Here is a 17,072-nt window from a genome sequence, read left to right as displayed (position 1 = left end):
TTATTCGAACTCTGCCTTCAATATACTGATTACTTCGCGTATGGTTTCGATTTCGAGATCTGTTCTCTTTTCGAGTTCATCTTCGTTTAATTCCAGTACACTCTTCGCTGTATCACATCCGACTTTTTTCAATTCGTCGATGACCCACGGTTCGATTTCGTCTTTGAATTCGTCGAGGTTCACATCCTCTTCTTCCTGGGCTTCGTCGAATTCTCTGTACACGTCGATTTCATAACCGGTCAGCTGACTGGCTAATTTGATGTTGAGACCGCCTTTCCCGATTGCCAGAGAAACTTCTTCCGGATTCAGGTAAACATTGGCTTTTTTGTTTTTATCGTCGATTTCAATGTGGTTGATCTTAGCCGGATTCAATGCACGTGTAATGTATAATTGGAGATTATTGGTGTAATTGATGACATCGATATTCTCGTTTCTCAATTCACGTACGATACCGTGTATACGGGAACCTTTCATACCGACACAAGCTCCGACCGGATCGATACGATCGTCATAGGATTCGACTGCAACTTTAGCCCGTTCTCCCGGAGCCCGTACGATATTTTTAATTGTGATCAGTCCGTCGAATATTTCCGGTACTTCATTTTCGAAAAGTCTTTCCAAAAATACAGGTGAAGTTCTGGAAAGGATGATATAGGGATTTGAATTCCGCATTTCTACCCGGATAACGACTGCTTTAATCGTATCTCCTTTTTTGAAAAAGTCAGAGGGAATCTGTTCTTGCTTGGGAATAATCAGTTCGTTGCCTTCATCATCGAGAACAAGTATTTCTTTTTTCCACACCTGATATACTTCTCCTAAAATGATCTGACCTACTCTGTCTTTGTATTTGGTGTAAATGTTGTCTTTTTCCAGTTCCAGGATTCTGGAAGAGAGGTTTTGTCTTAAAGCAAGTACGGAACGCCGGCCGAAATCTTTCAATTTTACTTCGTCGGTAACGTCTTCTCCGATTTCGTAATCTTCATCAATTTTCTTGGCTTCGCTTAAAGCGATTTCCGTATTCGGATTCTGTAAATCTTTGTCTTCAACAACTGTCCGGTTTCTCCAGATTTCCAGGTCTCCTTTGTCAATATTAATGATAATGTCAAAATTTTCGTCTGTTCCATATTTTTTCAAGAGCATATTTCTGAAAATATCTTCCAATACACTCATTAAAGTAGCTCTGTCAATGTTTTTGAATTCTTTAAATTCGGCAAATGATTCTACTAAATTAAGATTTTCCATTTGGCTTTTTAGCTTTTATTTTGATTATTTATTTTTCTTTCTTCCTTCCTTTTGACGACCGTGTTATTTTATCTCGACGACATCCTTAATTTCTTTGATATTGGATAAAAGAATTGTTTTTTCGACTTTAACAGTTTCTTTTTTCTTTTTGCCTTCTACCGGTCTTTTCTCTTCGCATTCCAGTATAATTTTTTCTCCGTCATAGGCTTTTAAAATACCTTCTGCCCGGAGGGTATCTACCGTTTTCACGACGACTTTGTTGCCGATGTTTTTTTGGTATTGGCCGGCGACTTTAAAAGGATAACCGATACCGGCACTGGAGACTGTAAGTTCGAAATCTTCATCTTCCCTGTCCAGACAGGCTTCTATTTGCCGACTGATCCGGCTGCAGGTGTCGATATTTATACCTTTCGGAGAGTCGATGAAAATTTCGATGATGTTGTTTTTTAAAACTTTGATTTCAACTACAAATAATTCGGAATCACCGATGATCCCTTCTGTGATCGTTTTTATTTCTTCTACAGTTTTCATCCGTTCGTTTCTTTGTCAAATTACTGATTTCTGACAAGCTTTAGATTCGTTTTACAGTATCGTATATTGATTTTTTTCTATAACAAAAGGGGACGACTTCGTCCCCTCGTGTTTGTGATCGCTTAAAATCAGTGCAAATGTAATACTAATTATTGAAAAACAAAATATTAAGTGGATAAAAGTTTATTGCTTTTATAGGTTTTTGCCGGGATGTTTTGCCAGAAGTCAGGCATACTTTTTAAAGGTTTGTTGTAATATGTTGTTTTTTAGTGTGTTGTATTGAAAATGGGGAGATAAAAACGAAACATATTTGTAATAAACTTATTGAGTTACAAATAAAATTTGTAAGTTTGCCGAAATTTTAATTTTATGGAATTTAAAGCAAAGGATATAGCAGCTTTATTAAACGGAGTTGTAGAGGGTGATCCGGAGGTATGTGTGAATAATGTTTCCAAGATTGAGGAAGGAAGGCCGAATACGCTCGCTTTTTTAGCTAATCCGAAATACGAGCATTATATATATACGACGGAGGCATCTGTCGTTTTGGTAAATCAGGATTTTGTGGCTGCTCATGCCGTATCGTGCACATTGATACGTGTGGCTTCTGCTTATGAAGCTATCGCAAAATTATTGCAGATGTATGAGAATATGCGTCCGCAGCCAAGTGGAATAGAACAACCGTCATATATTAGTGAGAACGCCGTCATTGGGGAAAAACCCTATGTCGGCGCTTTTGCTTATATCGGTAAAGGTGTGCGTATTGGCAATCATGTAAAGATTTACCCCCAGGCTTATATCGGAGATGGGGTGACGATCGGAGACAATACGACTATTTTTGCCGGAGTGAAGATTTATCACGGTTGTGTTGTGGGTAACGGATGTACGATTCATGCCGGAACTGTGATCGGTGCGGATGGTTTTGGGTTTGCTCCTTCTTCCGAAGGGTATAATAAAGTAGCTCAGATTGGAAATGTGATTATTGAAGATCATGTGGAAATCGGAGCTAATACTTGTATCGACCGGGCAACGATGGGATCGACCCGTATCGGTAAAGGTGTAAAATTGGATAATCTGATTCAGATTGCCCACAATGTGGTTGTCGGAGAGAATACGGTGATGGCTTCTCAATGTGGTATTGCCGGGACGGCTAAGATCGGTGCAAATTGTATGTTAGGAGGACAGGCTGGAGTTGCCGGGCATTTGGAGGTCGGAAACGGGGTGAAGATTGCCGGGCAGGCGGGAATCGGTGGTAAAATTGCTGATGGGGCTGTTGTTATGGGTGCTCCGGCATTTGATGCCGGTCAATATCAGAAATGTTACGTACTATTCAGAAAATTCCCTGAATTATATACACGTATCCGGGAAATGGAAAAAGAAATTCAAACATTAAAGTCAAAACAATAATGTCAGTAAAACAACGTACGCTAAAAGCAGAGTTTTCCCTAAAGGGTAAAGGGTTGCATACGGGAAAAGAAGTATGCGTGACTTTTAAACCGGCAGAAGAAAATTCCGGTTATAAAATTATAAGAACAGATGTGGAAGGTAGGCCGGTTGTACCGGCTTTGGCTGAATATGTGAAGTTTGTGGAACGTGCCAGTTGCCTGGAAAAAGACGGTATATGCATATATACCATGGAACATGCCATGGCAGCTCTTTACGGTTGCGGTATCGATAATTGCGATATCGAACTGGAAGGGGAAGAATTTCCGATCCTGGACGGTAGTTCCCGTTTTTATGTCGAGGCTATTGAAAAGGCCGGAATTCAGGAGCAGACGGCAGAACGACGCTATTTTGAGGTGAAGGAGAAAATGGAGTTCGTTTCTGAAGATGCGCAAACGAAGATTACATTACTGCCGGATACGGATTATAGTATAAATCTGGTTGTTGCTTATGATTCTCCTTATTTGTCGATGCAATATGCCACTTATTCTGCACAGCATTCGGATTTTGCAAAAGAAATTGCTCCGTGCCGTACTTTTGTTTTTTTACGGGAAGTGGAGTTTCTTTTTGCCAATAACCTGATTAAAGGAGGAGATTTGCAGAATGCCATTGTTATTGTGGATAAAGAGGTTTCAGCAGAGGAGATCGACCGTTTGGCCAAGCAATTCGGATATGAGGACATCGAAGTGCGTCAAGGCATTTTGAATAATCTGGAGCTTTATTTTGGAAATGAGCCGGCCCGTCACAAATTGCTGGATGTTATCGGAGACCTGGCGTTGTGCGGTCGTTTTATAAAGGGACGTGTGATTGCAGAGAGACCGGGACATAAAGCGAATACGGCTATGGCACAGAAAATATACAAGGCGGTATTGAACGAGGAAAAAGACGATGCATATCCGATAAATATCGATTTCGAGAAAGAACCTTTGATGGATATCAATAAAATCCGTGCTTTGCTGCCTCATCGTCCGCCTTTCTTGCTGGTGGATAAGATTTACAAGGTAACGGATGATATGGTGATCGGATGTAAGAATGTCACCATGAACGAACCTTTCTTTGTCGGTCATTTTCCGGAAGAGCCGGTAATGCCGGGTGTGTTGATTGTGGAAGCAATGGCACAGTGCGGAGGAATTCTGGTGTTGAGCGGGGTGCCTGATCCGGAGAATTACTCGACTTATTTTATGAAAATAGACGGAATAAAATTTCGTAAAAAAGTAGTGCCGGGAGATACGTTGATTTTTAAATTAATCACGCTGGCCCCTGTAAAACGTGGCATTGTGACGATGAAAGGATATGCTTTCGTCGGTAAAAAACTGGTTTGCGAAGGAGAATTTATGGCTCAAGTAGCAAAAACCAAGAACTAATATTATATTTGCAGGCTGGAATTTTATTTAGTAACTAAAACAATAAACGAATGAAACAACCGTTGGCATACGTTCATCCCGAAGCACAGATTGCAGACAACGTGGTGATAGAGCCGTTTGTAACGATAGATAAAAATGTCGTAATTGAGGAAGGGACGCGTATCGGTTCAAATGTAACGATTCTGGAAGGAACTTATATCGGTAAGAATTGCAAGATTTTTCCGGGAGCTGTTATTGCAGCCGTTCCCCAGGACTTAAAGTTCAAAGGAGAAAAATCTATTGTAAAGATAGGTGATAATACGACAATCCGCGAATGCGTGACTGTTAATCGCGGGACTGCAGCTAAAGGAGTTACACAAATAGGAAATAATTGTTTGATTATGGCTTATGCCCATATCGCTCACGATTGTACCATCGGTAATAACTGTATTATAACGAATGCTTGTCAATTAGCGGGTGAGGTTGTGGTGGATGATTACGCTATTTTAGGCGGAATGAGTGCTGTGCATCAGTTTGTCCATATCGGTAAGCATGTTATGATTCAGGGCGGTTCCTTGATCGGTAAGGATGTACCTCCTTATGTAAAAGCCGGACGTTTGCCGCTTTCTTATGCGGGTGTGAATTCTATCGGTTTGCGCCGCCGGGAATTTACCAATGAGAAAATCAATGAAATTCAGGATATTTATCGTATTCTTTATCAATCCGGGTTGAATAATTCGGATGCTATCGAGAGAATAGAAGCTGAAATGCCTGCTTCCAAGGAAAGAGATGAGATCATCATGTTTGTCCGTAACAGTAAGCGGGGAATCATGAAAGGATATCTGGGATAACAGAGAAATTGAAGTAATGAAAAAGCAGTTCGAAAGAACTGCTTTTTTATTTAGGCCTTGTATAAAAAAACTCCCGGTTTTGCCGGGAGTTTTGTATGAATAAAGAATCCGTTATTATAATTTCGGACCGGCAGCAACCAATGCTTTACCTGCTGTATTGCCTTCGAATTTTTTGAAGTTTTTGATAAAACGTTCAGATAAATCTTTGGCTTTGGTTTCCCATTCGCTTGCATTAGCGTAAGTGTCGCGAGGATCGAGGATCTTCGGATCAACGCCCGGTAAGGCTGTCGGCACAACGAAATCGAAATACGGAATGGTCTTGGTCGGGGCTTTGTCGATAGAACCGTCCAGAATTGCATCGATGATACCGCGGGTATCTTTGATGGAAATACGTTTTCCGCTTCCGTTCCAGCCGGTATTTACCAGATAAGCTTTTGCACCTGATTTTTCCATTTTCTTCACCAATTCTTCTGCATACTTGGTCGGGTGCAATGATAAGAAAGCAGCTCCGAAGCAGGCAGAGAATGTCGGCGTCGGTTCGGTAATACCGCGTTCCGTACCGGCTAATTTAGCTGTAAATCCGGACAGGAAATAATATTTGGTCTGTTCTGCATTCAGAATAGATACCGGAGGCAATACACCGAATGCGTCGGCTGATAAGAAAATGACTTGTTTGGCAGCCGGACCTTTGGATACCGGTTTAACGATGTTGGTGATATGATAGATCGGATAAGAAACACGGGTGTTTTCGGTTACGCTCTTATCGGCGAAATCAATTTTGCCGTTTGCATCGACAGTTACGTTTTCCAATAAAGCGTCGCGTTTGATGGCGTTGTAAATATCCGGCTCTGCTTCTTTGCTCAGGTTGATTACTTTAGCGTAGCAACCGCCTTCGAAGTTGAATACTCCGTCGTCATCCCAGCCGTGTTCGTCGTCTCCGATCAATAAACGTTTCGGGTCAGTTGATAAAGTGGTTTTTCCGGTGCCCGACAAACCGAAGAAGATGGCCGTATTTTGACCGTTCAGATCAGTATTGGCAGAGCAGTGCATAGAAGCCATACCGTGTAACGGAAGCAGATAGTTCATATAAGAGAACATACCTTTCTTCATTTCACCACCATACCAAGTGTTGATGATTACCTGGATTTTTTCTGTCAGGTTGAATACTACCGCTGTTTCTGAATTCAGGCCCAGATCTTTGTAGTTTTCAACTTTAGCTTTGGAAGCGTTCATGATTACGAAATCAGGTTCGCCGAAATTTGCCAGTTCTTCTTCACTCGGGCGAATGAACATGTTCTTTACGAAGTGTGCCTGCCATGCAACTTCCATGATAAAGCGCAATTTCAGACGGCTGTTTGCATTTGCCCCGCAGAATGCGTCAACAACATACAATTTTTTGTCTGATAATTCTTTTACGGCAATTTCTTTTACAGCTTTCCAGCATTTTGCATCTACCGGTTTATTGTCGTTTTTGTACTCTTCGGAAGTCCACCATACTGTATCTTTGCTGGTTTCATCCATTACAAAGAATTTATCTTTAGGAGAACGGCCGGTATATACACCTGTCATTACATTTACTGCACCCAATTCGGTTACCTGGCCTTTTTCATATCCGGTCAGTGTAGGATCGGTTTCAGCTTTGAACAACTCGTCATAGGAGGGATTGTAAACAATCTCTTTTACTCCCGTAATGCCATACTTACTTAAATCTAATTTTGACATGTTTGTTATATTAAATGATTAATTAATACTTTTTTTCTCTAATTTCGTTGCAAATGTAACAAAGATTTCCCATTAAAAATTACCCCCAAGAAATTTATAACGCCTGTTTAACATTAATTAATATTAACAGTTCTTTCTTTTTTCTTTTTTAGGAATAACGGCTTGCAACCAGTTTTACATATTTGTCCGTATAGTCTTTGTGAGACAGTAATTTGAGAAAATCAGCCGAAATTACAGGGGCTGATTTGTATAAGATCAGATGGCGGGCACAGGCAGTCAATGCTGCAATTTGTTGGAAAGGGATGTTCGAATCACTCCATTCCGATGCTATTTCTTTTAAATTTTCCTGATGACAAAGATACAGGGAGCCGAAATATTCAGCGAGTTCTGTATTGTAGCAACTTTGAATTAATTGTGTAATTTTTTCTTTATTTATTTTTTTAGGAAGTAGGAGACAGGCGACGATTTGCTCTTCTCTTTTACAGGTATTCCAAAGAAGGATTGCCAGGTTTTCATTGGGTTGATAACAGGCAGCTAAGGTCTTCAAAGATAAGAAGCTGGCTCCGATCTGGTTTTCGGTATTTATCCCCAAGTGTTCCAAACTTTCGATATTTCCTCTGTTTTGCAAACGCCTGATGCGTTTTTGGATTTCTTTAAACCGGGGCTCTGTATCCGGTGATAGTACACTGTATTCCATGAATTGCCTGGATGATTTTGTTTGTTTTTGTTTCACAAAAATAATGTTTTTTATTTCTTTTTTCCTATTATTGTCTGCCGATGGAGAACGTATGTGTGTGAGGGATGGAATTTTTAAACATAAAAAAAATAAATATGAATAAAAAATGGATGACAATCCTGCTGGTTTGTTTTGTTGTTTGCGGGACACAGGCACAGAAGGCTAATTTCCGGGCAGCGGAAAAATTCAGAAAGGTGGCTGACGAGGTCGGGTCTTTACAGGTATCCCCTCATTTTTTGGAAGACAGCGATAAATTTTGGTATTCTTACCGGACGGGTGACGGTGTGCAATATTATTTTGTGGACCCTGCCCGGCGGACCAAAGATTTTCTTTTCGAGAATATGTATCTGATGGGAGAGTTGACTAAGATGACCAATAAACCATATAATTACAGGAATTTGCCGGTCAAGGATATCGAGTTTAAAAAGGATGAACGGACGGTTAAATTTAAGGTGGAAGATTTTAATTATGAGTATGATATTTACACGAAGAAGTTGGTGCAGAAAGACTCGGTGAAGAAGGAAAAAGAGAATAAGTGGATGTCTTTTTCCCCGGATAGTACCTATATCGTATTTGCCCGGAGACATAATCTTTATTTGATGAAGACGGGAGATAAAGATTCGGTTGAAATTCAGTTGACGACGGACGGAGAACCGTTTTTCTCTTATGCTTATAAAGAGCGGGATACGACGAATGAGCGAGGCTGGGCGCGTGCACGTTGGTTTAAGGATTCCAAAAAATTGTATGTTGTCCGTTCGGATAACCGGAAGGTAAAGGATTTATGGGTGATCGATGTATTGGCCGACAGACCGAAATTGGAGGAATACCGTTATGCTATGGCCGGCGATAAGGAGGTGCCGCAGTATGAGCTTAGCGTGATCGATGTGCAGAGTCGGAAGCAGGTGAAAATCAATACCGATAAATGGAAAGATCAATCCTTGGGTGTTTTACATGCCGGAAAAGAATCCGGGCAGATTTTCTTTGAGCGCCGTCGTCGTACCTGTGATGAGTTGGAGATTTGTAAAGCCAATACGGAAACGGGAGAATCGAAAGTGTTGATTAGTGAAAAGGCAAAGCCCTATTTTAACGATCAGATGTATGAGGCGGCTTTTTTAAATGAAGGGAAGGATATTATCTGGTGGTCTGAACGTACCGGTTGGGGACATTTTTATCACTATGATGCAGATGGTAATTTGAAAAACCGGATTACGGCGGGCAATTGGGTCGCCGGTCAGATGGTAAAAATTGATACGGTAGGACGTATGCTTTATTTTGAAGGATACGGTAAGGAAAAAGGACGCAATCCTTATTATGCTTTTGTTTACAAAGCCCCCATCGACGGAGGTGGTGTGACGTTATTGACTGCGGAAGATGCAAATCACAAGACCGTAATGCCGAAATCCTGCCGTTATATGGTGGATAATTATTCCCGGGTGGATTTGGAGCCGCGCTCTGTTTTACGGGATAATAACGGCCGGGAGATTATGGAATTAGCACGTCCGGATTTGCGGCGTTTGTATGAGACGGGATGGAAGATGCCGGAACGCTTTGTGGTAAAGGCACGGGATGGTGTAACCGATTTATACGGTGTCATGTGGAAACCTTATGATTTTGATTCGACAAAGCACTACCCGATAATTTCGTATGTATATCCCGGTCCGCAGACCGAGGCAATGGTTTTGGATTTCAGTGTTTCGGGTGTTTATAATGCGGCTTTGGCTCAGGTCGGCTTTATCGTTGTGAATTTCGGGCATCGGGGAGGAAGTCCGCAGCGGGATAAATGGTATCATACCTATGGGTACGATAATTTACGGGATTATGCACTGGCTGACGATAAGTATGGTATAGAGCAATTGGCAGATCGTTTCCCGTTTATCGATATCACGAAGGTCGGTATTTTCGGACATTCCGGCGGAGGCTTTATGTCGACGGCTGCTTTGTGTACTTATCCTGATTTTTATACGGCGGCAGTATCGTCTGCGGGGAATCATGATAATAATATCTATAATAAATGGTGGGGAGAGACACATCACGGTGTGAAAGAGGAGAAAAAGACAATAAAAGATACGGTAAACGGAGACCGGGAGGAGATTAGCTTTAAAACGAAAGTGCCGACAAATCAGGAATTGGCACGTAATTTTAAAGGCTATTTGTTGTTGGTGACAGGAGACATTGATAATAATGTACATCCGGGAAATACGCTCCGGATGGCCGATGCATTGATAAAAGCAGGGAAGAATTTCGATATAGCAGTGTTACCGGGACAGCGGCATGGATTTAGAGGTGTGCAACGGGATTTTTATGTTCGTAAGATGTGGTTCCATTTTGCGAAATACCTCTTGGGGGATAGTCGTGCTGATCTTTATTATCAGATTGACGGCTTTGAGCGGAGAAATTAAAACAAAAAGCAAGGCGTAGGTAATCCCAGTCGTTTTTCGGCTGGGATTATTTTTGTCGGTTATAGTATGAGGTATTTTTGCAGATACTGAATAATCAGCTTTTTCAGACCGATTGCATTTACCGGTTTAGCCGTGTAATCCGTGAATCCGTTTTGTTTGATCTGAGATTCGTCCGTTGCAAATGCATAAGCCGTTACAGCAATAATCGGAATCGTATCTGAGTATTTACGAATTTCCCGGGTTGCTTCGTAACCGTCCATTCCGGGCATTTTGATATCCATCAGTATCAGATGCGGGTGGGTGGTCTTGAACAGTTTGACAGCTTCTTGTCCGTTCCATGCATGTACTAACTGATACTCTTTTTTCAGAATGGATTCGAATAGCTGGAAATTGCTGGGATTGTCTTCTGCAATTAAGATGATCGGCTTTATGGTTAATAAAGATTGTTGAACGATACCGGTTTCCGGTTCTTTCCTGCCGGGTAGCTCTGCCGGTTGATAGGGGAGAGTAAACCAAAAGGTCGAGCCTTTGCCTGGTTGGGAAATAACGCCGATTTTTCCTTTCAGATGGGTGATAATCATTTCGCAGATCGCCAGGCCGAGGCCGGTGCCTTGTTTAAAAGAATTGAGCTTGACAAAACGGCCGAAGATTTTTTGCTGTTGATCGGCTGGAATGCCACAACCGGTATCGGAAACAAAAAAGTAAAGGGTTTCCGGGTCTTTTAGCTCGTATCCGAAGGTGATTTCGCCTGTGGCGGTAAATTTTACGGCGTTGGTGAGGAAGTTTGTGATTACCTGTACCACCCGGTTGTAATCCGTAGAGATAACACAGGTATCCATGTGTTTCGTGTATTTCAGTGCGACTTTTTTGTTCTGCATTTTGAGCAGAAAGCTTTGTTCGATTTCATAACACATTTTATTGATATCCGTAGGCGCATAAGAAAATTCCAGTATCCCGGCTTCGATTTTGGAAAGGTCGAGAATATCGTTAATCAGTTGCAACAGTAATTGATTGTTATTCTCAATAATGTTAACATACTCGTTTTTTTCTTTGGAATCTTCGGTGTTGACGAGTAGTCCTGAAAAGCCGACGATTGCGTTTAACGGGGTGCGGATTTCATGACTCATATTGGCCAGGAAAGCTGATTTCAGCCGGTTGCTTTCCTCTGCTTTTTCTTTGGCTCTGATTAGCTCCTGCTCGAGTTGCTTGCGCTCGTTGATGTACATCGATGCGCCGACAATGGTTGTCGGACGTTTGGTTTTTGGGTCGCGTTTGCCTATAATGGCATAGCTTTCCATCCAAACCGGTTTGTGTGAATCCTGTATCTGGCAACAGTATTGTTCGTGGTAGATTTCTGTCCGGCCGGCGATAATGTTGAGCATTGCTTTTCGTATTTTAGCGCGGTATTCCGGAGTGATATACTGAAATGTGTAGTTATCGATCTTAATGCTCGAAGGGAGTTCTATGGTATTTGTCAGTTTGCGATCTCCCATTTCGAAGTGTAAAGTATCAGTCTTGGTATCTATCGTCCAGGTCAGGAGGTTTACGGCCTGTGTGACCATTTCATATTTTTGGGCAACTTCTTCCAATTCACGGCGGTTGCGTTCGGATTCTGTCAGGTCGAGAGCAGAACTGACCAGCCATGTTTGGGAGCCGCGGCGGATGATTTTTTTATACATCAGGATTTTCTGTTCTTCCTGGTCTTTTATTTTAAGGGTAAAAAGCCGGGGAAACGAAGCCGGATTTTGGATGAATTCCTGGTCTAAGCCCGAAAATGTCCGGAAAACTTCCGGAGGCAGGACGTCTTTTCCCGTTGTTCCGATCAATGTTTCGTTTTTTGTTTGAAATAGTCGTTCCGAGCTTTTGTTCCAAATGACATATTTTATCTCATTGCCCAAGTGTTTTACGCTTGTCGGTACAGGCATACTGTTCAGAACGGAATCGAGAAATTTTAGATTTTCTTCATCTGTCAGCCGGCGGTTTTCCGATTCGGAGATATCGTGAACCAGACAGATAACATGTCGGGAATCATAGTGTATGATTAATGTATGCAGAAACATCGGGTCTCCGGAAAGGTTTATGATGTTCAGGTTGGCTCGCTGGGTTTCTCCGGTAACGATGACTTGTCGGATTTGTTCCAGGAGTGCTGTCGCATCCTGGGGATTGCGGAAGAGTTTTTTCAGGTTGGTTCCTTCTATTTGTCCTTCACCCAGAAAATGGGTGGTATGTCTGGATTTATTGACCAGTTTACGGATAATTCCGTACTCATTGATCAGTAGGACGGGATTTTCCAGCCCGTCGGTCATGCGCTGCATTAATTTGCGCTGTAATACATTACGATGCTGAAAATGGGAATAGAAGATAATCAGAATGAGCAGCATGATGATGCCCGACCAAATATGGGCTTTGTAACTATCGTAAAGGGTGGGTTGGGTGTTGAGGTATACGGCGTTTTTGGGAAGAAGGTGCGGGTCGATATTGTACCACAGTAGGTGGGGATAGTCGATATAAGTTTGCGCGACACCACTGTTGCCGGGTGGTAAGGAGGAGGCTGGGGTACCTTGAAGTATAAGTTTGATACGTTGGTAGGCCGTTTTGATCAGGTCGGCGGCACGGATGTAGTGGCCTCCGATACAATTATTTCTGTCTTCCTGATCCTTTAACGTGAAAACAGGTACTTTGGCAAAGTTGCAAATGATGTTTTGTATGTTGTCGACCAGGCTTGTTTTGTCCTGGGCTTCGAATTGCCTGAACCAGGAAAAATAGAGAATACCTGTCGTTTTGTCGAATTGTTGTAACGTATCAAGTAATTTTTCCGTGGAAATCCGGTCGGACCGCAATTGTATCAATTGCAATCCGGGATAATACTCCTGTATGCTCTGTTTTACGGCTTGTCTTGCTTCCATACTGATAAAACGATCGTCGGAAATGAATGCCAGGCTTTTCATGTGGGGAAGAATCTGTTGCATGACAGCAACGGTTTCTTTGACATAGAAAGGGACCTGTAAGGTGGTTACTTCATATCCTTTGTTGAAGTCTTCGGCCAGAATGCTGTTGGAGTCTGTCAGGATTTCTTTGTTGAGAAGAGCTTTTAGGGTCAGAGGTAAGCGGGCTCTGGAATAACATACTAAAGCGGGTATGCCTTTCCAGGCTTTTTTGAAAATGGGCGTACATACGATCCATCCCGGATCTCCGATGAAAATGACTAGTTCCGGACGCTTTTTATAGCGTGACAGTAATTTTGATCGCAGTGCTTCTGCTTCTTTTTCGTTTTGTAAGGTCGGTATGGATAGTTCTTCACTGTAACAGGAAATATCTTTGAAGTCCCGCGTAAGGTTTTGCTTGATTTCTGTTCGCAGAGTTTGCGTCCAGTGGTCGTTGAAACTGGCAGAATTGAGTAATAGCACATATTTCCCTCTTATTGAATCTTGTCCGCAACAAGATATAGTAATGACAAACCAAAACAAAAATAGTAAAGTGTTTTTCATGAATACACACACGTAATTTTTACAAATATAGGAAAATAAAATAAATTTAAGATTTATTTATGATTTAATTCTATAAGCTATGAACTGTGGGACAATGCGGAAGAGCTGTTTCTGAATTGTCTGGCCGTGTGAAAATGGTGTCCGGATACAAACCGGAATAGGGGAATTCGGAGAGGCAGCAGCGAAACTCTTCCTGAATTTGTGTAACAAAAGTTGTTTTCCTGCGTTTATAGGCATACTAAAAAGAAGTTTAATTTTAAATGAAGTTTATTATGGCAGCAAATATCGGGTTGGAACCCAAAACAGTGAAAGCCAGTAAAACGGTATTGAATAATCTGTTGGCAGATCATTTTGTATTGTTGGCAAAAACTTGGAATTATCATTGGAATGTAAAAGGCGTAAGTTTCCATTCATACCATGTTTTTATGGAAGATTTGTATAACGGTCTGATAGAGGATATCGATTCTATCGCTGAACGAATCCGCTCTTTGGACGAACGTCCTCTCGGGTCGTTGGCCGGCTATCTCGAACACAATCGTATCAAAGAACATTGCGAAACGGAACCGTTGCCGGAAGCCAAAAAAATGTTGGCTATTCTGAGTGAGGATAACGATACTTTAATCCGCGAGATAAGGAAAGATATCGAACAGTTGGAAAAAGAAGAAGATACGGATGATGCCGGTACGACTAATTTTCTGGAAGATATGATAGAAAAGAAGGAAAAGACAGCTTGGATGATCCGTGCTTATCTGGAAAAATAATCGGAAAATCAGGTATATTGAAATGATTTGCAGGTATTTTTGATGATTTGCTTTACGGCCGGGAACGGCTGGGTAAAAGATAAACTTTCGGTTTAGATTGAATTTTTTAATCGGAACCGAAAGTTTTTATCTATCTTTTATTTTTAAACCACTTGCAGCAGAAGGATTATCTTTTTTCCAGAAGTACGATGTTCTCTACGTGATGTGTGTGGGGGAACATGTCAACGGGCTGAACGGCCGTTACTTTATATTGGGAATCCATCTGTTGCAGGTCTCTGGCTTGCGTGGCAGAGTTGCAACTGACATAGACGATTCGCCCGGGGGCCGCGTTCAGTATGGTTTGTACGACATCCGGGTGCATCCCGGCACGGGGAGGATCTGTAATGATTACGTCCGGATGTCCGTGCTCCCGGATGAATTCATCGTTTAATACATCTTTCATATCTCCTGCGTAGAAGAGGGTGTTGGTAATGTTGTTCAGTGCAGAGTTGATTTTAGCATCTTCGATGGCTTCCGGGACATATTCGATACCGATCACCCGGGCTGCGTTCCGGGCAACGAAATTGGCAATGGTTCCGGTGCCGGTATATAAGTCGTATACGGTTTCTTTTCCGGTCAGGCCGGCTAATTCACGTGTCTGGCAATAGAGCTTGTAAGCCTGTTCTGAATTGGTTTGATAAAAGGATTTCGGACCGATTTTGAATTTCAGGTCCTCCATGGCTTCGAAGATGTGATCCTGCCCGTGATAGCAGATGATTTCCTGATCGGTGATTGTATCGTTGGCCTTTTCATTGATGACATACATCAGGGATGTAATCCGGGGGAACTGTTGTAGTAATGTGTTTAGCAGGGCTTCCCGGGCTTCCCGGTCTTCATGGAAAAAGGCGAGGATGACCATGGTGTCGCCGGTAGATGCCGTTCGGATGATTAATGTACGCAAAAAACCTTCCTGATTCCGGATATCAAAGAAAGGGAGTCCTTGGGTGATAGCATATTGTCTGATAAAGTTACGGATCTCATTAGAAGGAAAGCCTTGCAGGTAACAGGTTTCGATATCTACGATCTTGTCGAATAATCCCGGAACGTGGAAGCCTACAGCCGGTGTACGTGCGATTGATTCGTCCCGTCCGATTTCTTCCCGTGTCAAAAAACGTTTGTTGCAAAATGTGAATTCGAGTTTATTGCGGTATTCCCGGGTTTTCGGGGAACCGATGATCGGACGAATGTTTTGTAATTCTATTTTTCCGATGCGTTGTAAGTTGTCGATGACTTCCTGCTGTTTGAATTCAAGTTGTTTCTCGTAAGGGAGGTTTTGCCATTTACAACCGCCGCAAATACCAAAATGAGCACAAAACGGCTCGGTTCTCCATTCGGAAAGTTTGCGGATGTTGATTACAAATCCTTCCAGGAAGCTTTTTCTCTTACGTGTTACTTGCACATCGACGATGTCTCCCGGTACGGTGTTGGGGACGAATAGTACTTTTTCATCGACGTAGGCAATGGATTTACCTTCTGCTGCTATTTTTTTTATTTCAACATTTTCCAATACTGGTTTTTTTCCTCTTCCCATATATAATTTGTGATTGATTTAAAAGCATTCGATTTTTTGATGCTGTTATTTATTGTTATCTGAAAGCAGATGTATGTCGGGTTTTAATGCCGGTTGCTTGTCAGAAGTATTTTTTTCAATTCTTCCACCCCTGCAGAAGCTCCTTTTTCAATGAGGTGAAATCCCCATTGCCGGGCTTGCTGTGGAATTTTGGGATCAATGACGAAAACAGGAATGCCGTCGGGGGCATAGCTGAGTAGGCTGGCTGCAGGATATACGGCTAAGGAGGTTCCGATAACGACAAAAATATCGGCTTGGCGGACAAGTTCTGTAGCCGGCTCTATATTGGGGACTGCTTCTCCGAAAAATACGACATGAGGACGTAGTAACGATCCGTCTTCACAACGGGTTCCCGGTTTTAGTTCCCAGTCTTCCAGGTCATATATCAGACTGGGGTTTTTACTGCTTCTTACTTTTTTCAGTTCGCCATGCAGGTGCAACACATGTTTGCTGCCTGCCCGTTCATGCAAGTCATCAATGTTTTGGGTGATGATCTGCACATTGAAATAATGATCTAGCTCTGCCAGTCCGATATGTCCGGCATTGGGCTGGGCTTTATAAAGTTGCTTGCGTCTTTCGTTGTAAAAATTATTGACGAGTTCCGGGTTGCGTTCCAAAGCTTCGGGAGTACAGACATCTTCGATCCGATAATTTTCCCATAATCCATCGCTGTCCCGGAATGTTTTGATTCCGCTTTCGGCACTCATTCCGGCACCGGTCAATATAACTATTTTCATATTTCGTTTTTGTAAAATGTCTCTCTTTTTCTTTGTTCTCAGAGTTTCCGCTTTTGAATCTTCAAATTTTCAAATCTTTATCTGAAATTCCAAACAAAGATAAAAAATATATTTTGAGCCCTGTTTTGGGTGTAATTGTTGTAAAAAAATGCTAGATTGTTCTATAATTAATTAAATTTGTGAATTAATTTGCGCGCAAATTTCTTTGTCGTT

General features: G+C 42.0%; 12 protein-coding genes. 5 read left to right on the top strand and 7 right to left on the bottom strand.

Annotation, left to right across the window (positions count from 1 at the left end):
- Entirely contained in the window at positions 1-1,242 is a 1,242-nt protein-coding gene (nusA, locus tag DD657_RS02665) for a transcription termination factor NusA (RefSeq protein WP_021987433.1), read from the bottom strand.
- Between the two features lie 63 nt (positions 1,243-1,305).
- A complete protein-coding gene (gene rimP / locus DD657_RS02660) occupies positions 1,306-1,773 on the bottom strand; it encodes a ribosome assembly cofactor RimP (protein ID WP_287048375.1) in 468 nt (155 codons plus the stop codon).
- Positions 1,774-2,142: 369 nt separating this feature from the next.
- Here rimP and lpxD point away from each other — a divergent pair, with 369 nt between their 5' ends.
- The 3 genes from lpxD to lpxA are packed head-to-tail and all read left to right on the top strand — an operon-like array spanning position 2,143 to position 5,407.
- Positions 2,143-3,177 carry a UDP-3-O-(3-hydroxymyristoyl)glucosamine N-acyltransferase gene (gene lpxD / locus DD657_RS02655; protein ID WP_021987435.1) on the top strand — a complete coding sequence of 345 codons (1,035 nt, stop codon included), beginning with the start codon at positions 2,143-2,145 and terminating at the stop codon, positions 3,175-3,177.
- Entirely contained in the window at positions 3,177-4,577 is a 1,401-nt protein-coding gene (locus DD657_RS02650; RefSeq protein ID WP_021987436.1) for a bifunctional UDP-3-O-[3-hydroxymyristoyl] N-acetylglucosamine deacetylase/3-hydroxyacyl-ACP dehydratase, read from the top strand. The genes lpxD and DD657_RS02650 overlap by 1 nt, the downstream gene beginning before the upstream one ends.
- A 50-nt stretch (positions 4,578-4,627) precedes the next feature.
- Entirely contained in the window at positions 4,628-5,407 is a 780-nt protein-coding gene (lpxA, locus tag DD657_RS02645; RefSeq protein ID WP_021987437.1) for an acyl-ACP--UDP-N-acetylglucosamine O-acyltransferase, read from the top strand.
- Between the two features lie 114 nt (positions 5,408-5,521).
- Here lpxA and pckA read toward each other — a convergent pair whose 3' ends face one another.
- Positions 5,522-7,129: a phosphoenolpyruvate carboxykinase (ATP) gene (gene pckA, locus DD657_RS02640; protein ID WP_287048372.1), complete on the bottom strand. Its 1,608-nt coding sequence runs from the start codon at positions 7,127-7,129 to the stop codon at positions 5,522-5,524.
- 148 nt (positions 7,130-7,277) lie between these two features.
- Positions 7,278-7,826 carry a DNA alkylation repair protein gene (locus DD657_RS02635; protein ID WP_287048370.1) on the bottom strand — a complete coding sequence of 183 codons (549 nt, stop codon included), beginning with the start codon at positions 7,824-7,826 and terminating at the stop codon, positions 7,278-7,280.
- 134 nt (positions 7,827-7,960) lie between these two features.
- Here DD657_RS02635 and DD657_RS02630 point away from each other — a divergent pair, with 134 nt between their 5' ends.
- Positions 7,961-10,264, top strand: coding sequence for a S9 family peptidase (locus DD657_RS02630; RefSeq protein ID WP_068690453.1), 2,304 nt, complete (start codon positions 7,961-7,963; stop codon positions 10,262-10,264).
- Positions 10,265-10,323: 59 nt separating this feature from the next.
- Here DD657_RS02630 and DD657_RS02625 read toward each other — a convergent pair whose 3' ends face one another.
- Entirely contained in the window at positions 10,324-13,752 is a 3,429-nt protein-coding gene (locus tag DD657_RS02625; protein ID WP_287048367.1) for an ATP-binding protein, read from the bottom strand.
- A gap of 272 nt (positions 13,753-14,024) precedes the next feature.
- On the opposite strand from DD657_RS02625, the gene DD657_RS02620 reads away from it, so the two are divergent.
- Positions 14,025-14,513, top strand: a complete 489-nt coding sequence (locus DD657_RS02620; RefSeq protein WP_021987442.1) for a Dps family protein — start codon at positions 14,025-14,027, stop codon at positions 14,511-14,513.
- A 166-nt stretch (positions 14,514-14,679) separates the two neighbouring features.
- Here the strand turns inward: DD657_RS02620 and rlmD are convergent, their stop codons facing one another.
- Positions 14,680-16,083, bottom strand: coding sequence for a 23S rRNA (uracil(1939)-C(5))-methyltransferase RlmD (rlmD, locus tag DD657_RS02615; protein WP_068690449.1), 1,404 nt, complete (start codon positions 16,081-16,083; stop codon positions 14,680-14,682).
- Between the two features lie 83 nt (positions 16,084-16,166).
- Positions 16,167-16,859, bottom strand: a complete 693-nt coding sequence (locus DD657_RS02610) for an SIR2 family NAD-dependent protein deacylase (protein WP_021987444.1) — start codon at positions 16,857-16,859, stop codon at positions 16,167-16,169.
- Positions 16,860-17,072: the final 213 nt, after the last annotated feature.

Origin of the sequence: Culturomica sp., from assembly GCF_003524185.1 — a bacterium.
GTDB classification, from domain to species: Bacteria; Bacteroidota; Bacteroidia; order Bacteroidales; family Marinifilaceae; genus Culturomica; species Culturomica massiliensis.
Note: the sequence above shows the minus strand (reverse complement) of the source record. Positions and strands in the feature narration are given on the sequence as shown.